21 protein-coding genes are annotated in these 22,460 nt (G+C 55.7%); 7 read left to right on the top strand and 14 right to left on the bottom strand.

The window, feature by feature from the left end:
* Positions 1-21 precede the first annotated feature (21 nt).
* Positions 22-195 (top strand): YhfL family protein, encoded by a 174-nt coding sequence (locus tag ACSIPU_RS22045; protein ID WP_016810006.1) that lies wholly within the window; start codon positions 22-24, stop codon positions 193-195.
* Between the two features lie 254 nt (positions 196-449).
* On the opposite strand, the gene trpS is transcribed toward ACSIPU_RS22045, so the two are convergent.
* The 12 genes from trpS to ACSIPU_RS21985 all read right to left on the bottom strand — a co-directional run bounded on the left by trpS (position 450) and on the right by ACSIPU_RS21985 (position 10,434).
* On the bottom strand, positions 450-1,454 hold the full coding sequence (gene trpS / locus ACSIPU_RS22040) for a tryptophan--tRNA ligase (RefSeq protein WP_004106433.1): 1,005 nt from the start codon (positions 1,452-1,454) through the stop codon (positions 450-452).
* Positions 1,455-1,457: 3 nt separating this feature from the next.
* Positions 1,458-2,207: a phosphoglycolate phosphatase gene (gene gph / locus ACSIPU_RS22035; RefSeq protein ID WP_023329055.1), complete on the bottom strand. Its 750-nt coding sequence runs from the start codon at positions 2,205-2,207 to the stop codon at positions 1,458-1,460.
* A complete protein-coding gene (gene rpe, locus ACSIPU_RS22030) occupies positions 2,200-2,877 on the bottom strand; it encodes a ribulose-phosphate 3-epimerase (RefSeq protein WP_004106437.1) in 678 nt (225 codons plus the stop codon). The genes gph and rpe overlap by 8 nt, the downstream gene beginning before the upstream one ends.
* Before the next feature lie 17 nt (positions 2,878-2,894).
* Complete coding sequence (gene dam, locus ACSIPU_RS22025) at positions 2,895-3,722, bottom strand: adenine-specific DNA-methyltransferase (RefSeq protein ID WP_004106438.1); 828 nt, start codon at positions 3,720-3,722, stop codon at positions 2,895-2,897.
* 78 nt (positions 3,723-3,800) lie between these two features.
* Entirely contained in the window at positions 3,801-5,111 is a 1,311-nt protein-coding gene (gene damX, locus ACSIPU_RS22020; protein ID WP_032729086.1) for a cell division protein DamX, read from the bottom strand.
* A gap of 84 nt (positions 5,112-5,195) precedes the next feature.
* Positions 5,196-6,290, bottom strand: coding sequence for a 3-dehydroquinate synthase (gene aroB / locus ACSIPU_RS22015; protein ID WP_196558215.1), 1,095 nt, complete (start codon positions 6,288-6,290; stop codon positions 5,196-5,198).
* 54 nt (positions 6,291-6,344) lie between these two features.
* Positions 6,345-6,866 (bottom strand): shikimate kinase AroK, encoded by a 522-nt coding sequence (gene aroK, locus ACSIPU_RS22010; protein ID WP_004106441.1) that lies wholly within the window; start codon positions 6,864-6,866, stop codon positions 6,345-6,347.
* Between the two features lie 269 nt (positions 6,867-7,135).
* Positions 7,136-8,377, bottom strand: coding sequence for a DNA uptake porin HofQ (hofQ, locus tag ACSIPU_RS22005; protein WP_024274776.1), 1,242 nt, complete (start codon positions 8,375-8,377; stop codon positions 7,136-7,138).
* A complete protein-coding gene (locus ACSIPU_RS22000) occupies positions 8,286-8,693 on the bottom strand; it encodes a HofP DNA utilization family protein (protein WP_049593664.1) in 408 nt (135 codons plus the stop codon). Before ACSIPU_RS22000 ends, hofQ begins: the two co-directional genes overlap by 92 nt.
* On the bottom strand, positions 8,683-9,123 hold the full coding sequence (locus ACSIPU_RS21995) for a HofO family protein (RefSeq protein WP_004106444.1): 441 nt from the start codon (positions 9,121-9,123) through the stop codon (positions 8,683-8,685). Before ACSIPU_RS21995 ends, ACSIPU_RS22000 begins: the two co-directional genes overlap by 11 nt.
* The gene (locus ACSIPU_RS21990; protein WP_004106445.1) at positions 9,107-9,646 is read right to left on the bottom strand and encodes a PilN domain-containing protein; all 540 of its coding nucleotides are present in this window, start codon (positions 9,644-9,646) and stop codon (positions 9,107-9,109) included. The genes ACSIPU_RS21995 and ACSIPU_RS21990 overlap by 17 nt, the downstream gene beginning before the upstream one ends.
* Complete coding sequence (locus tag ACSIPU_RS21985; protein ID WP_004106446.1) at positions 9,643-10,434, bottom strand: hypothetical protein; 792 nt, start codon at positions 10,432-10,434, stop codon at positions 9,643-9,645. Before ACSIPU_RS21985 ends, ACSIPU_RS21990 begins: the two co-directional genes overlap by 4 nt.
* A gap of 117 nt (positions 10,435-10,551) precedes the next feature.
* Here ACSIPU_RS21985 and mrcA point away from each other — a divergent pair, with 117 nt between their 5' ends.
* Entirely contained in the window at positions 10,552-13,110 is a 2,559-nt protein-coding gene (gene mrcA / locus ACSIPU_RS21980) for a peptidoglycan glycosyltransferase/peptidoglycan DD-transpeptidase MrcA (RefSeq protein WP_024274777.1), read from the top strand.
* A gap of 159 nt (positions 13,111-13,269) precedes the next feature.
* Here the strand turns inward: mrcA and nudE are convergent, their stop codons facing one another.
* Positions 13,270-13,830 carry an ADP compounds hydrolase NudE gene (gene nudE, locus ACSIPU_RS21975; RefSeq protein WP_004106453.1) on the bottom strand — a complete coding sequence of 187 codons (561 nt, stop codon included), beginning with the start codon at positions 13,828-13,830 and terminating at the stop codon, positions 13,270-13,272.
* A gap of 330 nt (positions 13,831-14,160) precedes the next feature.
* Between nudE and ACSIPU_RS21970 the strand changes: the two genes are divergently transcribed.
* From ACSIPU_RS21970 to pckA, 5 genes are all read left to right on the top strand, one after another.
* Complete coding sequence (locus ACSIPU_RS21970) at positions 14,161-16,290, top strand: intracellular growth attenuator family protein (protein ID WP_004106455.1); 2,130 nt, start codon at positions 14,161-14,163, stop codon at positions 16,288-16,290.
* Between the two features lie 60 nt (positions 16,291-16,350).
* Positions 16,351-17,034, top strand: a complete 684-nt coding sequence (gene yrfG / locus ACSIPU_RS21965) for a GMP/IMP nucleotidase (RefSeq protein WP_004106458.1) — start codon at positions 16,351-16,353, stop codon at positions 17,032-17,034.
* The gene (hslR, locus tag ACSIPU_RS21960; RefSeq protein WP_004106460.1) at positions 17,031-17,432 is read left to right on the top strand and encodes a ribosome-associated heat shock protein Hsp15; all 402 of its coding nucleotides are present in this window, start codon (positions 17,031-17,033) and stop codon (positions 17,430-17,432) included. Before yrfG ends, hslR begins: the two co-directional genes overlap by 4 nt.
* Positions 17,433-17,450: 18 nt before the next feature.
* Entirely contained in the window at positions 17,451-18,335 is an 885-nt protein-coding gene (gene hslO / locus ACSIPU_RS21955) for an Hsp33 family molecular chaperone HslO (RefSeq protein WP_016810014.1), read from the top strand.
* Positions 18,336-18,683: 348 nt separating this feature from the next.
* Complete coding sequence (gene pckA / locus ACSIPU_RS21950) at positions 18,684-20,306, top strand: phosphoenolpyruvate carboxykinase (ATP) (RefSeq protein WP_004106463.1); 1,623 nt, start codon at positions 18,684-18,686, stop codon at positions 20,304-20,306.
* A 59-nt stretch (positions 20,307-20,365) separates the two neighbouring features.
* On the opposite strand, the gene malQ is transcribed toward pckA, so the two are convergent.
* Positions 20,366-22,459, bottom strand: coding sequence for a 4-alpha-glucanotransferase (gene malQ / locus ACSIPU_RS21945; protein ID WP_017145314.1), 2,094 nt, complete (start codon positions 22,457-22,459; stop codon positions 20,366-20,368).
* Position 22,460: the final 1 nt, after the last annotated feature.

Here is a 22,460-nt window from a genome sequence, read left to right as displayed (position 1 = left end):
TCATACGACAGGGATTATCTTATGAAAAACATGCTCAGGTTCGCTGCATTAGCGGCAGTTCTCACGTCGCTCACTGCCTGCACCGGCCACATTGAAAACAAAAATAAAACATGCAGTTATGACTATCTCCTTCATCCTGCAATTTCTATTTCCAAGATGATAGGCGGCTGTGGACCCGCAGCAGATCAGAAATAAAATATCAGGTCGGATTATTCCGGCCTTTTTATATGCGGCCTAAAAACCAGTACAATTAAGAAAGTCATGATTGTGTATGAGCGATACGAATAATGACATTTCGGGCTCACTGCTTTCCGGCCAATCAACGAGTGCTCCTCGCTAATAAATGCAGAGCGTTTACAGAATCACTGCATCATATGGCATCAGCGATTACCAATGAAAAAGCCGGATGTTTTGCACCCGGCTTTTATTGCTCAACCACCGTTAATCCATCAGGGTTTGGCGACGAAACCAATCGCTTCGTAAACCGCTTTCAGGGTCACGGAAGCGCGAGCGCTGGCTTTCTCTGCGCCCTCTTTCATGACCTGATTAAGGAAGGCTTCATCACCGCGGAATCGGTGATAGCGCTCCTGCAGTTCGGTCAGCATACCGGAAACGGCTTCTGCCACCTCGCCCTTCAGATGACCGTACATTTTGCCTTCAAAATGCTGCTCCAGCTCTGGAATGCTCTGACCGGTAACCGCAGAGAGAATATCCAGCAGGTTGGAAACACCCGCTTTGTTCTGGATGTCGTAGCGAACAACCGGCGGCTCGTCGGAGTCGGTGACCGCGCGTTTGATCTTCTTCACTACCGATTTCGGGTCTTCCAGCAGACCGATAACGTTGTTGCGGTTATCATCTGACTTGGACATCTTTTTGGTCGGCTCCAGCAGCGACATCACGCGCGCGCCGGATTTGGGAATAAACGGTTCCGGAACTTTAAACACGTCGCCATAGATAGCGTTGAAACGCTGGGCGACATCGCGGCTCAGTTCCAGGTGCTGCTTCTGGTCTTCGCCAACCGGGACCTGGTTAGTCTGATACAGCAGAATGTCGGCAGCCATCAATACCGGATAGTCAAACAGACCGGCGTTAATGTTTTCCGCATAGCGCGATGACTTGTCTTTAAACTGGGTCATACGGCTCAGTTCGCCAAAATAGGTGTAGCAGTTCAGCGCCCAGCCCAGCTGCGCATGCTCAGGCACGTGGGACTGAACAAAAATGGTGCTTTTTTTCGGGTCGATACCGCACGCCAGATACAGCGCAAGCGTATCCAGCGTCGCCTTACGCAGCTGCTGCGGATCCTGACGGACGGTAATCGCGTGCTGGTCAACGATGCAGTAAATGCAGTGGTAATCGTCCTGCATGTTTACCCACTGACGCAGCGCACCCATATAGTTGCCAATGGTCAATTCACCTGAGGGCTGTGCGCCACTAAAAACGATGGGCTTGGTCATTTTTTATTCCTGATTTTCACTGTACGGTAGCCCGAAAGCGGGCAAGAGTTCATTAAATTGGTCAAAGATATAATCCGGCTCACTCAACGAAATCGGCTCGCCGTAGTTGTAGCCGTAGGTCAATCCGATAGAGCAGCAGCCGGCGGCCTTCGCGGCCTGAATATCATTGCGCGAGTCGCCAACGAACAGCAGCTCTGCGGGCGCCAGCCCCAGTTTCTCCGCGACCATCAGCAGCGGTTCCGGGTGCGGTTTTTTGTTTTTTACGTCATCGCCGCCGATAACAACGGTAAAATATTTGGCGATATCCAGCGACGACAGTATTGGCGCGACAAACTGCGTTGGCTTATTGGTCACCAGCGCCAGCGGCAGGCCTTTTGCGTGCAGCGCGCCCAGCGTATCGGCAACGGCAGGAAACAAAAAGCTCCCCTCTTCCGCCACTTCGCCATAGTAGCGATCGAACAACTTGCGCAAAATGGCCTGTTGCTCAGCCTGCGGGATATCATCATGATCGACGGAAGGTTTGCCCTGCGCCGCTCTGAGCGTCGCGCGCTCCTGACGAGCCCAGGTCAGGGCCCGCTGGATGAGTACGTCAGCGCCGTTACCAATCCAGGTCACGACTCGCTCTTCGCCCGCCATCGGGAGTTCCAGCGCATACAGGGCGTTATCAACGGCAGCGGTCAATCCCGGCGCGCTGTCCACCAGCGTTCCGTCGAGATCAAACGCCACACCGCGAATGTTGTGTAACTTATCCATGGCTAACCTTTGCTAATTCACTACGCATTTGTTCAACGACTTTTTTGTAGTCCGGCTGATCGAAAATAGCCGAGCCGGCAACAAACATATCCGCACCGGCAGCAGCAATCTCAGCGATGTTGCTCACTTTTACACCGCCATCCACTTCCAGACGGATGTCGTAGCCGGATTCATCAATGCGACGACGAACTTCACGCAGTTTATCCAGGGTATGCGGAATAAAGGACTGACCACCAAAGCCAGGGTTGACGGACATCAACAGAATGACATCCAGCTTATCCATCACGTAATCGAGGTAGCTCAGGGAGGTCGCCGGGTTAAATACCAGGCCGGCTTTACAGCCGTGCTCTTTGATAAGCTGCAGCGTACGGTCAACGTGTTCGGAAGCTTCCGGATGGAAAGTAATGATGCTGGCGCCCGCGGCGGCAAAATCAGGGATGATGCGGTCAACCGGCTTGACCATCAAATGCACATCAATCGGCGCGGTGATACCGTAATTTCGCAGTGATTTCAGCACCATCGGACCAATGGTCAGATTCGGCACGTAGTGGTTGTCCATCACGTCAAAGTGCACAACATCCGCACCCGCAGCCAACGCATTGGCGGTATCCTCGCCCAGACGGGCAAAATCAGCCGACAGAATCGAAGGGGCAATCAAATACTGCTTCATCCGCATCTCCTTGAAATTTATTTGGTCTTGGGCGGACGGTACAGAGCCAGAAGCTCGTCCACCTTCTTACGTGTACCACCGTTACTGCTGATGCTGCGTCGAACCTTCACAATATGCGTCTCAGCGGCGTTTTTATACCACTCCTGAGTGAGCGGCGTGCGATGGTTGGAAATCAGCACTGGAATACGCTTTTTCATCAGCGATTCCGCTTTTTTAGCCAGCAGCTCCTGCTGCTCCTGGCTAAAGCTATTCGTATGATAGGCCGTGAAGTTAGCCGTTGACGACAGCGGCGCATAGGGCGGATCGCAGTAAACAACGGAACGGTGATCTGCCCGCTTCATGCACTCTTCATAAGATTCACAATGAAACTCGGCATGCTGCGCCTTCTCCGCGAAATGATACAGTTCAGCTTCGGGAAAATAGGGCTTTTTATAACGGCCAAAGGGCACGTTGAACTCCCCGCGCAGGTTGTAGCGACACAGACCATTGTAGCCATGACGGTTCAGATACAGGAACAGCACCGCGCGGCGCAGCGGCTCCTGGCTCTGGTTAAACTCGTCGCGAAACAGATAATACTGTTCAGCAACGTTGTTCTCAGGCGTAAACATCTCTCGCGCCGCCGCAACGTACTCATCGGTTTGCAGTTTGACGATGTTATACAGATCGATCAAATCACTATTGATATCAGCGAGGATATAACGAGAAAAGTCGGTATTAAGAAATACCGACCCGGCGCCCACGAAAGGCTCAATCAAGCAGTCGCCCTGCGGCAAGTGCTTTTTAATATCATCAAGCAGGGGGTATTTGCCCCCTGCCCATTTCAGAAAAGCGCGATTCTTTTTCATGCTGCCTAACTAATTACACATTCTCCGGCTGTGGAGAAAGCTCCGACAGCATCCAGCGCTTCAGACTACACTGCGGCATTATTTCAGGTCAGACTGAACCTGATGCAGCGGTTTTGCCCACGGATTTTTCGCCTGTACATCTGCTGGCAGCGTAGCAACGGCACGTTTCGCTTCATCTTTTGAAGCGTAAATACCGCTCACCAGCACATACCAGGGCTGACCGTTACGCGTAGTCTCGTAGACAACATATTTCTCCAGCTTCTCTTTCTTCGCCCAACTGTTAAGGTTGTTGTAGTTAGAAGAGCTGCTGAGCTGCAGCGTATAGTGGCCGGACGGCGCAGACTTCATCGAACCAACATCGCCAGCGCTTTTACCCGTAGTCGCCGCTGTTGCTGCCGGAGCGGCAGCTGCAGTCGCAGCCGGAGCAGTAGATGCTGTCGCGGTGGTCGCCGCAGGAGCGGTAGTCGCAGCCGGTTTAGCCTGTGCAGTAGCGGTAGGCTTAGTGGTCGGCTGAGTTTTTGCCGGGGTCGTAGCGGCGACGCTTTCTGTACGCTTAGGCTGAACCGGAACCTGTTTCGGCTGCGTCGGCGCTTTCGCCGTGGCCTGCGGTTTTGGTTCGATAACCGTATGCTTACGCTCAGCCGGACGCGGCGCTGCCGCCGTCTGACGCTCGGTAGTGGCCTGACGCGGGGCGGCGCCATTGCGCAGCGGCGCAACGGTAGCAGGTTCTGTAGGCAGAGTAGAGTTGGCTACCGCGCTATCAATTTGCCCCTGCTGCTGGGTCAGCGCGTTATTCAGATCACCCTGAACCTCAACGCGCTGCTGCCCTTGTGGTTCAGCCGTCGTCTGCCCTTGAGTCGGGTTAGACGCGATGGGCGGCAGAGAGACATCCTGCGATTGCGCGTTGTTTGCCGCAGAGGAGTCCTGGGCCGCTGGCTGGGTATTATTGTCCTGATCTCCGGACAAGTTGATGCTCTTCTCGCCGGAAGCGGTTTGCTCGTTGGATGAGGATGGTGATTTCAGCGCGGAACCAACGCCAACGATCAGCAGCAGCAGAACGAGGATGCCTACGCCCATCATGATGTACTGACGGGAGGCCGGTTTTGCCGGCGCTTTCTTACGCTTACGCGGACGACGCTCAACCTGACGCTCTTCGTCATCGCCTTCGTCAGACTCTACTTCTTCTTCGTACTCTTCATACTGCTCTTCATCGCGCTCACGGCGTGCTTTGCTGCCGCGCGTCGGGCGACCATCGTCAGCATCATCAAGATCGACATCATCAAAATTGATTTGCGGATCGGCATCACGCTCTGAAGACTGACGAGAACGACCAGTACGACGATCGCTGCGATCGGCTTTCATATCGTCTTCTGGTTTTAATTCATCCATTTAACACCCCACTAAAAGGCTTATGCTCACGACTATTGCATGTCACCCGAAATGATAACGCCGCGCGAACGCGGCCAGACCTTCTTATTGTTGCGCCTGCTGAGTATCAGCAATCGCGCCAAGAACAACATCATGCGGTACTCCGCCGCGTATCTCGCTCTTCCCTATCGCGAGGGGTAGCACCAGCCGCATCTCGCCTGCCAGTACTTTTTTATCACGCATCATGTGGGGCAAATACGCGTCAGCTGTCATCTCCTGCGGCCCGCACACCGGCAGGCCTGCACGTTGCAGCAGATGGATAATTCGCTGCGTATCCTGCGGATTAAACCGCCCCAAACGCTCGGACGCATGCGCCGCCATCACCATACCGGCAGCAACCGCTTCACCATGTAACCAATTACCGTAGCCCATTTCAGCTTCGATAGCATGACCAAAAGTATGGCCAAGATTGAGTAAAGCACGTAACCCGGTTTCGCGCTCGTCGGCAGCGACAACTTCAGCTTTCAGCTCACAACAGCGACGGATACAGTACGCCATCGCTTTTTCATCCAGCGCCATCAGTGCATCAATATTATTTTCCAGCCAGTCGAAAAATTCGCCGTCAAGAATCACGCCGTACTTGATCACTTCAGCCAGACCGGAAGAGAGCTCACGCTTCGGCAGCGTTTTAAGACAGTTGAGATCGACAACAACGGAAACTGGCTGCCAGAAGGCGCCAATCATGTTTTTACCGAGAGGGTGGTTGACGGCCGTTTTGCCGCCCACCGAAGAGTCCACCTGCGACAGCAGAGTGGTAGGAACCTGAATAAAGCGCACGCCACGCTGGTAGCTGGCGGCGGCAAATCCGGTTAAATCACCGATCACCCCACCGCCGAGCGCCACTAGCGTCGTGTCGCGGCCGTGTGGTTTTTGCAATAGCGCGGTAAAAACAGTATCCATCACCGCCAGGCTTTTAAACTGCTCGCCGTCGGGAAGAATCACGCTATCGACTTTTACTCCCGCTTGCTCAAGTACGGAGCGTACGGTATCCAGATAAAGCGGCGCCAGCGTTCCATTGGTGACCAGCATAACCTGATCGCCTGATTTCAGTGGCAGGAAGGAAGCTGGATCGTTAAACAAACCAGCCGCGATGGTAATCGGGTAACTACGTTCCCCGAGGGTTACAGTAAGCCTCTCCATAACGCGACGTCCACCTCAGTTGCTTTTACTCTGACGCACTTTATTAAGCCAGAATCAATTGCTTTCCAGCATATGAATAATCTGGTTTGCTACCACTTTCGCGCTTTGATCGTCAGTGCGGATAGTGACATCAGCAATCTCTTCGTACAGTGGATTGCGCTCATCTGCCAACGCTTCCAGAACTTCGCGAGGCGGCGCATCAACTTGTAACAAAGGACGCTTTTTATCGCGCTGCGTACGGGCAAGCTGCTTTTCGATAGTTGTTTCCAGGTACACCACCACGCCGCGGGCGGAGAGACGGTTACGCGTTTCACGGGATTTTACAGAGCCACCGCCGGTTGCCAGCACGATTCCCTGTTTTTCCGTCAACTCATTGATGATTTTTTCTTCACGGTCGCGGAAGCCGTCTTCGCCTTCTACATCAAAGACCCAACCCACATCTGCGCCAGTGCGTTTCTCAATTTCTTGATCGGAATCGTAAAATTCCATGTTGAGCTGTTGGGCTAACTGGCGCCCAATAGTGCTTTTGCCGGCACCCATAGGCCCAACCAGAAAGATATTGCGTTTCTCTGCCATTTTTTCGGTACTACTAAGACTATTCGTTAATGGTAAACCCGCTTCGCAGACACCCAGCGCAGCAGGACATGAACTGAAACCTCATATGCAATAGAGCGAGAGTCAGACTAAAAATTATCTCAATACTCCGGCTGGTTTGGCAACAGAATAAATCACCGGACAAGAAAGGGAGGATTGATGTCGTACCCGACTCTCAAATCGGTACCCCTTGTATGCTAAATCCGTCCTCACGTCAAACACCTGAAACGTGTTTAGCATGAAAAACCCGCTTAATGCACTGCCAGAATACGTGGAGTGATGAAGACAACCAGTTCACGTCGTTCGTTATCCTTGCCGTCGCGGCGAAACAGCTGGCCAAACCAGGGGATGTCGCTAAGGAGAGGAATACCCTCGCGAGAAGTTTTATTTTTTTGCGCAAAGATACCGCCTAAAGCCAGGGTCTCGCCGCTTTTAACCTCTACCTGAGTTTCTATTTCTTGTTTATCAATAGCCAATACTTCGCCATTATCCTGTTTGAGCACCTGGCCCGGCGTATTTTCGCTAATTCTGAGTTTTAAACGTACGCGGTTTTGATGTAACACCGTCGGCGTTACCTCCATCCCCAGCACCGCCTCTTTAAACTCCACAGAGGTTGCGCCGCTTTCGCCGCTGGAGACCTGATAAGGTATCTCGCTTCCTTGCTTAATGCTGGCGGGCTGCATATGCGAAGCCAGCAGTCGAGGGCTGGCGATGATGTCTACCTGCTGCTTCCGCTCAAGCGCGGAGAGCTCCAGCTCCAGAAGCCGCCCGCTGAGGCGGCCGATGTTAAACCCGGCCCTTGTACTGGCATCCCCTACCGCCAGGTTGCTGCTCAAGGTGGTTAATTTACCCGAGCCTGGCGGGCTACTCGCTTCTGCCAGGCTCCATTTAACGCCCAGTTCCCGCAGGCTGGTTTCGCTCATTGAAACGATATGCGCCGCCAGCTCGACCTGACCTACGGGTACATCCATCTCCTGGGCCCATGCTTTTAATGCCGGAAGGTGCCGGACATCATCTCGAATCAACAGACGGTTGGTTCGCTTATCGACCGTCAGATGTCCGCGAGCGCTCAGCAATTTTTCGCCGGCTTTAGCCAGATCCTCCGCATCAGCATAGCGAAGGGTCACGCTATGCCCCTGCAAAGGGAGATTCTGCAGACGCTTTGCTCTTTCCGCCTCAAGGTTCATCTGCTGCGCCTTTTGCCACGCCTGGGTGTGTACGTAGAGAACCGAACCTTGCTGGGTAAGGGTCAAACCGGCGCTGTCGATCACCGATCGCAACGCCTGCAGCCAGGGTACCTCATTCAGATGAAGAGATACCGAGCCGCTGACGTCAGGTGCGATCACGAGATTTTTTTGCTTTAGCTCCGCCAACGACTGGAGTACCTGAGCCACCGGGGCATCATCGACGACCAGCGACACGGGAAGATCCTTTTTTGCCGCGTTGCCCATCAGCGGCAGGAGCAGAAACAGCAGGCTTATCCATCGCATCATTCTTTATTCCCTTTCGCAGCCAGACCCACTGTGCAGGTTCACACCCGGGGCCGGTTAATATGGTTATTTTCTCTGCCGTCAGCAGCGTCACCCGCCAGCCCGCGGGTAAAATCGTCTCCGCCCTCACCCGACGCCACTTCCCGGCGCTATCCTGCAAGATGCCAATAAGCGCCAGCGGGTCGCCGACAGCTCCGCCATAGCGCCACTGGCTAAGCTGCGCCGTCCGGCAGCGATCCACCGGGGGGCGGAACGGATCGCGTTCCACCGCCAGCAGCGGAAGTGGGAACAGCAGCCAGTACCACCATTTAAGGCGCATCTTCCGCCCCCAGATGCAAAGTCAACCGTAGAGCCTGTTTTTCCGGCTGCACAGAGAAAGCCGTAGCCCGCATCCCGCAGCGGGCAAGCCAGGAAAAGAGCGCAGGCACCGCTTGCCAGTCAGCCTCCAGCTGCATCTCGCCCCCACCGCCCATCGGCCGCCAGGCGATAAGCGCCGCCCCAGCCACCGGGGGCTCAATGGGAGAAAATGGCTGGGTCGCTGCGTCATCTATTCCGGCTGCACGTAGCGCGCTCACCAGCGGCAGCAGTTTTCGCCACTGCATCTGTATGCGCGGCGAGAGCTCCACTGGCGTTTCTGTCTGGGAAGGCAGCATGAGCCAGCGCCCGATTGCGGCAATCAGAACCAGCAGGAGAGGTATCGCTAACAGACTTTTACGCTCCGCCAGCAAGCGTTCAATGCTCCCCCGCATGTTCGTCCTCTCCAACCATGGAAAAGTGAAATAGCCAGCGCCCTTCGCTATCGCGGTGCGTTTCCCCTGCCTTTGCCGGAAGAAAACCGCTAATGTTTGCCAGCGCCTTTTCCAGCGCGGCTAACCCTTTAAGATTCAACGTTAGCCCGCTTAGCGACAGAGCGTTCTGGCGGTATTCCAGATGGGTTAACCAGGCATCTTCCGGCATACGCGCCGCTATCTCCTGCAGCCTTGGCTGCCACGCGGCGGTTTTTTCGCGCCGCAGGCGGCGCAGGCGCTGTTGATCCCTGTGCTGTAGCTGCTGACGCATGGTGCGCTCACGCTGCTGTAATGCGCTGTAAAGCTGGTTATCAGCGTTTAGCTTAACGGTTGCCAGCCAGTGAGCGGCCCGTTTGTTGAGCCGTGGGGCAAGCAGCGCCGCAAGCAGGATAAGCAGTAAACCGACGCTCACCAGGCCGCCTATGCGCAGGCGCTGTTTTCGCCGCGTTTCGCGCCAGGGAAGAAAGTTGACGATGTGGCTCATAGCTGGCGCGCTCCCAGCGCCAACCCCAGAGCAACGGTATAGCTGTCGCCACAGCTCGGCAGAGGCGGCTGCAGGCGATCGATGACGCTCCAGGCGTCAAAGCTCTGCCCGTCGCACGGCGCTGAAGTGCAGAGACGAAATGCTCCAGCGTTTACCCGGGAAACCATGTGGGGAAAAGAGGGAGCTTCGCTGCACAAACAATATCCCCAGTTCTCGGCGGTTGCCCAAAGCCAGCTCGCTTCGTCGCGCCACGCCAGCCCCTGCGTTTCAACCGGCAGCCAGGGGATAAAAGCGCTAAGCGCGCTGGCATCCGGGACAATCCCCACCACTCTTAACCTGAGGCGGGTTGCCAGCCGGCATAGCGCGTTGACGTCTAAGCGCTGCGCAGCGGTAACCCGCCAGCCATCGACCGCAGCAGATTGGGCATAATCGACGCACAGCGAAGAGGCGGGCATTTCCAGCTGCTGCGCCATGGCGCTGGTAATCCAGGTCGCCTGCTCGCTTTCTCTTAATGAAATCTGCGGACGCAGGAGCTGCTTCTGCAGCGTTCGCGCCGCCGGGAAGGCAATGCAGACTTGATGCTGCAAAGGCAGCTCCCGCCGCCAGCTTTGCAACTGGTGGGCCAGCGACTCAACGTCCACTACCATCCCCTGACGCACGGTGCCGGGCATTAATGGGATATTCCACCAGCGGCGCAGCGCCCAGCGTGAGCGCTCATGCAACAACGCGACAATAGCAATATGGTCCTGCTGAATATGCATTCCTATGCGCCAGTTTCTAAAAGCCATGCCTACGATCTCCTTATCACCCGATATGCTTCGCTATATCAATGCTCCAGGCTTGCCTTTATACTACTGCGCGTTTGTTTATAAACTGCCCAATGAAAACTAAATGAGAAATCTCCGGTGAAGTTCGTAAAGTATCTTTTTATCCTTGCAGTCTGTTGCGTACTGCTGGGAGCAGGCTCGATTTTTGGTCTCTATAAATATATAGAGCCGCAGCTCCCCGACGTCGCAACGCTGAAGGATGTGCGCCTGCAAATCCCGATGCAGGTCTATAGCGCGGATGGCGAGCTGATCGCGCAATATGGCGAAAAACGCCGTATTCCCGTCACGCTGCAGCAAATGCCGCCTGAGCTGATTAAAGCGTTTATCGCCACCGAAGATAGCCGTTTTTATGAGCATCATGGCGTTGACCCTGTCGGGATTTTCCGCGCCGCCAGCGTCGCGATGTTCTCCGGTCACGCCTCGCAGGGCGCCAGTACGATTACCCAACAGCTGGCGCGTAACTTCTTCCTGAGCCCCGAAAAAACGTTGATGCGTAAGGTGAAAGAGGCCTTCCTCGCGATCCGCATCGAGCAGTTACTCAATAAAGATGAAATTCTTGAGCTGTACCTGAACAAAATCTATCTTGGCTATCGCGCCTACGGCGTCGGCGCGGCCGCGCAGGTCTACTTTGGCAAATCCGTCGATCAGCTTACGCTGAGCGAGATGGCGGTGATTGCAGGCCTGCCTAAAGCGCCGTCAACCTTTAACCCGCTCTATTCCATGGATCGTGCAACCGCCCGCCGCAACGTTGTTCTTTCGCGTATGCTGAGCGAAGGCTACATCACGCAGGCGCAGTACGATCAGGCGCGTAGCCAGCCTATTGACGCAAGCTACCATACCCCGGAAATCGCCTTCTCCTCGCCGTATCTCAGCGAAATGGTGCGTCAGGAGATGGTCAGCCGCTACGGCGAGCAGGCTTATGAAGACGGCTATCGTGTCTACACCACCATCACCCGTAAAAATCAGCAGGCAGCCCAGCAGGCGGTGCGGAATAACGTGCTGGATTACGATATGCGCCACGGCTATCGCGGGCCGGAAAAGGTGCTGTGGAAAGTGGGTGAAACGCCGTGGGATAACCAGAAAATCATCGATACCCTGAAAAAAATCCCAGGCTCCGGACCGCTCTCTCCGGCGGTTATCACTTCGGCAAATCCGCAGGAAGCCGTCGCGCTACTGAGCAACGGAACCTCGGTGTCGCTGAATATGGAAGGCGTCCGCTGGGCGCGGCGCTTTATCTCCGATACTCAACAGGGCGCCACGCCGCGTAAGGTGAACGATGTCGTGCAGACCGGACAACAGGTCTGGGTTCGCCAGGTAGGCAACAGCTGGTGGCTGGCGCAGGTGCCGGACGTCAACTCGGCGCTGGTATCGATCAACCCGCAAAACGGGGCGATCATTGCGCTGGTCGGCGGTTTCGATTTCAACCAAAGCAAGTTCAACCGCGCCACTCAAGCGCTGCGTCAGGTTGGCTCTAACATTAAACCGTTCCTCTACACCGCGGCGATGGATAAAGGCCTGACCCTGGCGAGCATGCTCAACGACGTGCCGATTTCCCGCTGGGATGCCGGTTCCGGCTCCGACTGGCGGCCAAAAAACTCCCCGCCGCAGTATGCGGGTCCTATCCGCCTGCGCCAGGGTTTGGGTCAATCAAAGAACGTGGTAATGGTCCGCGCGATGCGGGCTATGGGCGTGGATTACGCGGCTGAGTATCTGCAGCGCTTCGGCTTCCCGGCGCAGAACATCGTGCGGACCGAATCACTGGCCCTGGGCTCCGCATCGTTCACGCCGCTGCAGGTTGCGCGCGGCTACTCGGTTATGGCTAACGGCGGTTTCCTGGTTAGCCCTTATTTCATCAGCAAAATCGAGAACGATCAGGGCGGCGTCATTTTTGAAGAGCGGCCAAAAATTGCCTGCCCACAGTGCAATATTCCGGTGATTTACGGCGATACGCCGAAGTCTGATGTGCTGGAAAATAAAGACGTTGAGGACGTAGCGACCTCGCAGGATCCGCAAAATCCCGGCGTTCCTCCGCAGCCGCAGCTGGCGCAGGCAAACCAGTCTCTGGTCGCGCAAAGTGGCGCTCCGGAGTATGCGCCGCACGTGATCAACACGCCGCTGGCGTTCCTGATTAAAAGCGCCCTCAACACCAATATCTTCGGCGAACCCGGCTGGATGGGTACCGGCTGGCGAGCAGGCCGCGACCTGCAGCGTCACGATATCGGCGGCAAAACCGGGACCACTAACAGCTCAAAAGATGCGTGGTTCTCCGGCTATGGCCCTGGCGTGGTGACATCGGTATGGATTGGCTTTGACGACCACCGTCGCGATCTCGGCCGCACCACCGCCTCCGGCGCCATCAAAAATCAGATATCGGGCTACGAAGGTGGCGCCAAAAGCGCGCAGCCGGCCTGGGATGATTTTATGAAAAGGGTGCTGGAAGGCGTACCGGAAGAGCCGCTCACGCCGCCGCCGGGCATTATTACGGTCAACATTGACCGCAGCACCGGTCAGTTAGCCAGCGGCGGGAATAGCCGCGCAGAGTACTTTATTGAGGGAACTCAACCTACCCAGCAGGCCGTTCACGAAGTGGGCACCACCATCACCGATGGCGGGGGCGAGACTCACGAACTGTTCTGACAAAAAAAGCGCCTGCGGGCGCTTTTTTCTTTGGCTGATGGTCACCATTCTAGAGACGCTGCCCGCCGCGTAGCCAGGCGGCTGGCGCCTTACCCGCCCAGGCGGTGCGGTACAGGCATTCACTCCGCAGGCAACGGGCGTTTTTTACCTGCGAGTGCGTTAAAGTCGCCCCTGAGCCTGAAGCCATTCCCGCAGCAGGAACAGCGCGCTCACGTTACGGGCTTCGTTGAAGTCTTCTTCATCAAGCAGCGTCATCAGCTGCGATAGCGGCCAGCGAACCTGCGGCAGCGGCTCTGGCTCATCGCCAGGCAGCGATTCCGGATACAGATCTTCCGCCACCAGGATATTCATCTTGCTGGAGAAATAGGACGGAGCCATGCTGAGCTTTTTCAAAAACGTCAGCTTTTGCGCGCCAAATCCGACCTCTTCTTTCAGTTCGCGGTTGGCGGCTTCCATAACGCTTTCGCCAGGATCGATCAGGCCTTTCGAAAAGCCCAGCTCATAGGACTCGGTACCAACAGCGTATTCGCGAATCAGGATTATGTGGTCATCGACAATCGGCACAATCATCACGGCTTCACGGGTAGAAGGCCGCATCCGTTCATATACGCGGCGCACCCCGTTGCTGAACTCAAGGTCCACGCTTTCAACATTAAAAAGGCGCGAGCGCGCGACTGTTTCAACGTTGAGAATGGTGGGTTTTTGTAATGATTTGCTCATTGTCATCGGTCTATGCTGTGATTACAGAGGGCATTGTGCGATACGCAGCACGGTTTCGGCAATCCAATTCGCCACTAATTTACATAGTTGCAACCTTTTCGTTTTGAAACCTATTATCACAAAGACTCAAAAGTCAATAGGTTGACCAGTATTTGAGAATATACCGATTCCTGGATTTTAACGTTTTTGATAAGGTTGTATGCTGCTGCATTGCACAATAGATGTTCCCGCTTTGACAGGATAAGTGCCGATGGCAACGGCTGTTTTACCTGCATGATGAATGGCAACCGACGATACCAATAAGAAAAGAATAACTATGATGGGATGGGCATGGGCACCTTTCTGATATTTTTGTTAGCTCTGCTAATCTGCGCATTGCTTATCGGGTGGTGGTATCGCTCGCATGCCAGACGTCGCCGCCTGCCGCTGCTGCACGCCTTTAGCGATGCCGCTACGCGCAACCTCTCCGATGAAGAGCGCAGCGCCGTAGAAAAATACCTCGAAAGTCTCAGCCGCAACCAGCAGTTGCCAGCTTCAGGCGCCAGTACCGCGCCGCTAAACCTGATGCTGAACGAACAGAGCGATACCGTTTATAGCGTTACCCGAGCGATCACTCGCTACGGCATCACCACGGACGATCTCAACAAATGGCGCTACTTCCTTGATTCAGTAGAAATTCATCTGCCCCCATTCTGGGAGCAACATATTAATGACGAGAACAGCGTCGAATTAATCTCCACCACGAGCCTACCGCTGGTGATTGCGCTTAACGGGCAGACGCTGAGCGACTATCCGCAGGAGTCCCGTGGTTTCGCCCTTGAACAAGCCCCGGCGACCCAGGCATCTATCCGCGGGGAAGAGAGCGAACAAATTGAGCTGCTCAACATCCGCCCGGAAACGCCCGAAGAGCACGCACTGAGCCGCCCCGACGGCCTTCGCGAAGCTATTCTGGCAGTCTCCGCGTTCCTGCTGTTTTATTGTAGCCTGATCGCCCCCGACGTCTTTTCGCCCTGGCTTCTCGGCGGCGGTATACTGCTACTTCTTGCCAGCGTATGGGGAATCTACGCGCCGCCGCGCAAAACGTCGCTGCGGGAAATTCATTGTTTGCGCGGTATGCCTAAACGCTGGGGGTTGTTTGGTGAAAACACCCAGGAGCATACCAACAATATTTCTCTCGGCATTATTGACCTCATCTACCCGCGCCACTGGCAACCGTGGATCGCGCAGGACCTTGGCCAGCAAACGGATATCGACATCTATCTCAGCCGCCATGTAGTCCGCCAGGGACGCTATCTGTCGCTGCACGATGAGGTTAAAAACTTCCCGCTTCAATACTGGCTTCGTAGCACGATTATCGCCCTGGGAGCACTACTGGTTGTTGTCATGCTGTGGGCCAGCGTTCCGCTAAACATGCCTTTTAAATTCACGCTGTCATGGCTAAAAGGCGCACAGACCATCGAAGCCACTACGGTCGCCCAACTGGAGAAATCGAAAATTCGCATTGGCGATACGCTGCGCCTGAAAGGCTCGGGAATGTGTAACATTCACACCCCGGGCGCGTGGACAGCAAAAGAGAACTCGCCGTTTATGCCGTTCGATTGTTCACAAATCGTCTGGAATGATGCGCCTCCCCTGCCCCTGCCGGAGTCAGATATCGTCAGTAAGGCCGCCGCGCTGATGCAGACCGTTCAGCGCCAGCTCCACCCCGAATCCGATGACGATTCGCGGGTCAGCCCGGCGCTACGCTCCGCTATTCAGAAATCCGGCATGGTGCTGTTGGATGACTTTGGCGATATCGTCACCAAAACCAACGACCTGTGCTCTGCGAAAGACGATTGCGTTCGCCTGAAGAATGCGCTGGTTAACCTCGGTAACACCCGTAACTGGGAAACGCTGACCAAACGCGCCAGCGCGGGCAAACTGGACGGGGTTAACGTGCTGCTGCGTCCGGTAAGCGCGGAGTCGCTGGAGAATCTGGTTACCACCTCCACCGCGCCGTTCGTCAGTCGGGAAACCTCACGTGCCGCTCAGGCGCTGAATAGCCCGGCGCCTGGCGGTTTTCTGATTGCCAGCGATGAAGGCAGCGACCTGGTCAATCAGCCCTGGCCAAGCACCGGATTATACGACTTCCCTGCACACCAGCAGTGGAGTGAACTACGGCGCCTGGCGAGCATGTTGATGCACACGCCGTTCCAGGCTGAAGGTATCGTCACCAGCCTTTATACCGATGCTAACGGCACGCAGCATATCAACCTGCACCGTATCCCTGACCGCACTGGCCTGTGGCGCTACCTCGGGACAACGCTGCTGCTGCTGGCCATGCTGGGCTGCACGGCGTATCACGGCATCCAGGCTTTTCGTCGCTATCAGCGCCATCGCCAGCGCCAGGAAGAGATCCAGAAATACTACGAAAGCTGCCTGAATCCGGTTCTGCTCTCCTCGCCGGACCCGCAAGAATAATTCTCTGTACGGCGGGGTGTGATACCCTGTCGCGCAATTTCCCTTCGCTGGAGACTTACCATGCATTTTGATATCGCCTGGCAGGAGGTTGATACCGTTCTGCTGGATATGGACGGCACGCTGCTCGACCTCGCTTTCGACAACTACTTCTGGCAAAAACTGGTTCCCGAAACCTGGGGCGCCGCGCGCGGGCTCAACCTGCAGGAAGCCAGAGACGCGATGCGCCAGGAATATCATGCGGTGCAACATACGCTAAACTGGTACTGCCTGGACTACTGGAGCGAGCGCCTGGGTTTGGATATTTGTGCGATGACCAGCGAGCAGGGGCCAAGGGCGACGCTACGTGATGATACCGTGCCGTTCCTTGAGGCGCTTAAAACCAGCGGTAAGCGCCGGATTTTGCTGACTAACGCGCATCCGCACAATCTGGCGGTGAAGCTAAAACATACCGGGCTGGATGCGCACCTTGATTTATTGCTTTCCACCCACACATTTGGTTATCCGAAAGAAGATCAGCGTCTGTGGCACGCTGTGGCTGAAGAGACCGGCTTCGACGCGCGTAATACGCTCTTCGTCGACGATAACGAGGCGATTCTGGACGCGGCGGCGGAGTTTGGCATCCGCTATTGCCTGGGCATCACCAACCCAGATTCCGGACTGGCGGAAAAAAGCTACGTTCGTCATCCCGGGTTGAATGACTACCGGCATCTGATCCCCTCGCTGACCCTACAGGAGAGGCCATGAAAGAAAAACCCGTCGCAGCCGTCAGGCTGGACAAATGGCTGTGGGCAGCCCGCATTTATAAAACCCGAGCGCTGGCGCGCGAGATGATTGAAGGCGGCAAGGTACACTACAACGGACAGCGTAGTAAGCCGGGAAAAGTGGTCGAACTCAACGCCACCCTGACGATCCGCCAGGGCAATGATGAACGCACTATCGTGGTAAAAGGCATTACCGAACAGCGCAGACCTGCCAGCGAAGCCGTCGCGCTCTATGAAGAGACGGCAGAGAGCATCGAGAAACGCGAGAAAATGGCGCTGGCGCGAAAAATGAACGCGCTAACTATGCCGCATCCCGACAGGCGTCCGGATAAGAAAGAGCGCCGCGACCTGATGAGATTTAAACACGGCGATAGTGAATAACTGTGGCCCGCAAGAGAGATGATTATGACTCAACACGATCAATTACACCGCTATCTGTTTGAAAACTATGCCGTACGTGGTGAGCTGGTGACAGTTTCTGAAACGTTAGAACAGATCCTGACTAACCATAGCTATCCGCAGCCGGTGAAAACCGTGCTCGCGGAACTGCTGGTCGCCACCAGCCTGCTGACCGCGACGCTGAAATTCGCTGGCGATATCACCGTTCAGTTGCAGGGCGATGGCCCGCTGTCGCTGGCGGTGATCAACGGCAACAACCAGCAGCAGATGCGCGGCGTAGCCCGCGTCCAGGGCGAGATCCCGGATGGGGCGGATCTGAAAACTATGGTCGGTAACGGATATCTGGTCATCACCATCTCTCCGGAAGAGGGCGAGCGCTATCAGGGCGTGGTCGGCCTTGAGGGAGACACCCTGGCTGCCTGCCTGGAAGATTACTTCCAGCGTTCCGAACAGTTGCCGACCCGGCTGATCATCCGCAGCGGCGAGCACGAAGGCAAACCGATGGCCGGCGGCATGCTGCTGCAGGTTCTGCCGGCGCAAGATGCGCAGGCGGCTGATTTTGAACATCTGAGCACGCTGACCGAAACCATCAAAGCTGAAGAGCTGTTTACCCTGCCAGCGAACGATGTGCTCTGGCGTTTGTATCACGAAGAGGAAGTCACCGTTTACGAACCGCAGAACGTCGAGTTTAAGTGCACCTGCTCTCGCGAACGCTGCGCCGGCGCGCTGAAAACGCTGCCCGATGAGGAGATTGATAGCATCCTCGCCGATGAGGGTGAGATCGATATGCACTGCGACTACTGCGGAAATCATTACATCTTTAATGCAATGGATATTGCCGAGATCCGCAACAACGCCTCTCCGGCCGACCCGCAGCTCCACTAATCCTCAATTCGTCAGGAGCGAGCTCTCCTCTCGTTCCTGACGTCAACCTTTTTCATCCGCGTGATGAATCGATTCCCCATGAAAGAGTTACGTAATTTTCTTTCAGGTAAGCGATTACATTCACATTTCAACAGTTTTTTTAATTACTTTTTAACCATTAAGAAACATCTACCCCCACCGACGCATCAATTCCTGAGATAATCCCCTATGCCTCGTGACAGGAGTCACAACGTTTTTCGTAAGTCCGTCGTTTGTCGAGATACGTAAATCTATGAGCCTGGTCGCGGTCTATACCCCGTAATAACCCCTACAATTTAAAGCAGTACATATTGGCTAAGGAGCAGTGACATGCGCGTTAATAATGGTTTAACCCCGCAGGATCTCAAGGCTTATGGTATCAATGACGTCCAGGATATCGTCCATAACCCCAGCTACGATACTTTGTATCAAGAAGAGCTCGCCCCCAATCTGGAAGGTTATGAACGTGGCGTATTAACAAATCTTGGTGCAATCGCCGTAGATACCGGTATTTTTACCGGCCGTTCTCCAAAAGATAAGTATATCGTTCGTGACGACACCACCCGCGATACGGTGTGGTGGGCTGATAAAGGCAAAGGCAAGAACGACAATAAACCGCTGTCAGAGGAAACGTGGCAGCACCTGAAAGGACTGGTCACCCGCCAGCTCTCCGGCAAACGTCTCTTCATCGTTGACGCCTTCTGCGGCGCTAACGCCGACACCCGCCTGAGCGTCCGCTTTATTACCGAAGTCGCCTGGCAGGCGCATTTCGTGAAGAACATGTTTATTCGCCCGAGCGATGAAGAACTGGCAAACTTTGAGCCGGATTTCATCGTGATGAACGGCGCCAAATGCACCAACCCGCAGTGGAAAGAGCAGGGTCTGAACTCCGAAAACTTCGTCGCCTTTAACCTGACCGAGCGCATCCAGCTGATCGGCGGTACCTGGTACGGCGGCGAAATGAAAAAAGGGATGTTCTCGATCATGAACTACCTGCTGCCGCTGAAGGGCATCGCTTCCATGCACTGCTCCGCCAACGTCGGGGAAAAAGAGGATGTCGCTATCTTCTTCGGGCTTTCCGGTACTGGCAAAACCACCCTTTCCACCGACCCGAAACGCCGCCTGATTGGCGATGATGAACACGGTTGGGACGACGACGGGGTATTTAACTTCGAAGGCGGCTGCTACGCTAAGACGATTAAGCTTTCAGAAGCCGCAGAACCGGATATCTATCATGCGATTCGCCGCGATGCTTTGCTGGAGAACGTGGTCGTACTGGCCGACGGCACCATCGACTTTAACGACGGTTCGAAGACCGAAAATACCCGCGTCTCCTATCCGATCTACCATATCGAAAACATCGTTAAGCCGATATCCAAAGCGGGTCATGCCACTAAGGTTATCTTCCTGACCGCCGACGCGTTTGGCGTTCTACCTCCGGTTTCTCGCCTGACCGCCGACCAGACCCAGTACCACTTCCTGTCTGGCTTTACCGCCAAGCTGGCCGGTACCGAGCGCGGCGTCACGGAGCCGACGCCAACCTTCTCCGCCTGCTTCGGCGCCGCGTTCCTTTCGCTGCACCCGACGCAATACGCTGAAGTGCTGGTAAAACGCATGCAGGCCTCCGGCGCGCAGGCCTATCTGGTCAACACCGGCTGGAACGGCACCGGCAAACGTATCTCGATCAAAGATACCCGCGCCATTATCGATGCGATCCTTGACGGTTCGCTGGACAATGCCGAAACCTTCACGCTACCGATGTTTGAGCTGCAGATCCCGACCGAGCTTCCGGGCGTGGATACTCATATCCTCGATCCGCGCAACACCTACGGATCGCCGGAGCAGTGGCAGGAAAAAGCGGAGCAGCTGGCGAAACTGTTTATCGAGAACTTCGAGAAGTACACCGATACGCCAGCGGGCGCTGCGCTGGTGGCCGCAGGGCCAAAACTCTAATCGGTTCAGCAGAAAATACAAAGCCGGGAATCACTTCCCGGCTTTTTTAACGCTCCCAATCAGGCGGATTTCTTCTTACTTGCCGACTTACGCCGCTTATCCAGATCCTTAATCAGCTTATTCACCTGCTCATCGGCAAACATCGCCTCGAGCGTGGTGGAGAGCTTGCGACGCCAGTTTGGATACTCCGTGCTGGTGCCGGGAATATTGACCGGCTCGGCCATCTCCAGCCAATCTTCCGGCTGCAGGCCCAGCAGCGCGCTGTTGCTGTCGGCAATATAGCGCTGCATACCGCGATTCAGGGTTGAGGTCATCGCCATCAGCGACGCTTTATGCCCGGTACGCTTCGGCAGACAGCCGTAGCGGTGCAGAGCATCCAGCAGCCCCTGCTTCGCCAGCTCGCGATCCTGATAAAGTCCGCGCAGCACCACCTCATCCGGATACAGGCCAAGCGATTTCCCCAGCGTCAGGTCGCCGCTTTCCCAGTAGCCGCGCAGCGTTGGCAGGTCATGCGTCGTTGCCACAGCCATTGATTGCTCCGGATACGCCTTCGGCGCACGGAAAGTCTTCTCGTGGTCATTTTCGAAATAGAGCACTTTGTAAGAGTAAACGCCGCTTTTTCGCAGCTTACCGACGATCTCAACCGGTACGGTTCCCAGATCCTCGCCGATCACCATACAGCGGTGACGCTTACTCTCCAGCGCCAGAATCGACAACAGATCGTCTACCGGATACTGAACGTAAGCACCGTGATCGGCCGTCTCACCGTAAGGGATCCACCACAGACGCAGCACCGACATCACGTGATCGATGCGCAGCGCCCCGCAGTTTTGCATATTAGCGCGCAACAGCTCGACAAATGGCTCATAGGCGCGCGCCACCATGATATGCGGGTCCATCGGCGGCAGGCCCCAGTTCTGTCCCAGCGGACCCAGAATGTCCGGCGGCGCCCCGACGGAGGCTTTCAGACAGTACAGCTCGCGATCGCACCAGGTTTCCGCTCCGCCTTCCGCAACGCCGACCGCCAGATCGCGATACAGGCCGATCGGCATGGCATCGTTCTGGCTGGTATGCCAGCACTCGGCGAACTGGGTGTAAGCGAGCCATTGCAGCCACAGGTAAAAATTCACCTCGTCGGCATGCTCGGTACAGAATGCTTTAACCTCCGGGCTATCGGTATCCTGGTAAGCCTTCGGCCACGCGGGCCAGCCCCAGCGCATCGGATCCTGCTTAACCTGCCAGGCGTGCAGCGCGTCATACGCCGCCTGCCAGTACAGACTTTCGCCCTCACGGGTCACAAACTGACGGAACTCCGCCGTCGTCTCATCATTGCGCGCGGAAAAACCTTTCCAGGCCATGCGCAGCGCAGTGAGCTTAAGAGCGGTCACGGCGGTATAGTCAACGTCATCGGTCTGGCGCGCGGCCTGTAAGGCTTGCTGCGTAGCCGATGATTGCCACCATTTTTGCGCCTCTTTGCTGTGACGGAAATCGTCTACCGCGTTGACGTCGATATAGATAACGTTGAGCCAACGGCGTGAAGAGGGGCTGTACGGGCTGGCGCTCTCCGGGTTAGCCGGGTAGAGCGCGTGAATCGGGTTAAGCCCAATAAACGCGCCGCCGCGGCGAGCGATTTCCGGCAGCATAGCGCGCAAATCGCCGAAGTCGCCAATTCCCCAGTTCTTCTCCGAGCGCAGCGTATACAGCTGCACGCAGGTTCCCCACAGCTTCTTACCATCCTTCAGCGCCTGCGGTTCATAGCAGCGCGCGGGCGCGACGATAACCCGACAGTGGCTGCGCTCGCCGTCCTGAGTCAGCGTCAGCGTGTGATACCCTTCCGGCAATTTTGCCGGCAGCGGCAGCGTTTCTCCGCCACGCGCCTGGCCCTGATACTGTTTCCCTTCTTCGGTGGTGAGGATCCAGTGAAACTCCCCCTGGCCCGCCACCGGCAGAGACATCTTTTTGCCATAGGTGAACACCTGCACCGCAGGCAGCGGATCAACCGTCGCCTTCACGGCAGTCGCTGTACGATGCATCGCATCAAGCAGCCGCTGCTTGGTCGCCGCAGCAATAGACTGCGGCTTACCGTGAGCATTGATGTAGCTTGGGCTTATCCCCGCCGCCAGGGCAGCGTTATCAAGGCGTTTACTCTCCATA

The organism is Klebsiella sp. HN106 (genome assembly GCF_051209435.1).
Classification (GTDB): Bacteria; Pseudomonadota; Gammaproteobacteria; order Enterobacterales; family Enterobacteriaceae; genus Klebsiella; species Klebsiella oxytoca.
The sequence above is the reverse complement of the archived record's forward strand: the minus strand, read 5'-3'. Positions and strand labels throughout refer to the sequence as shown.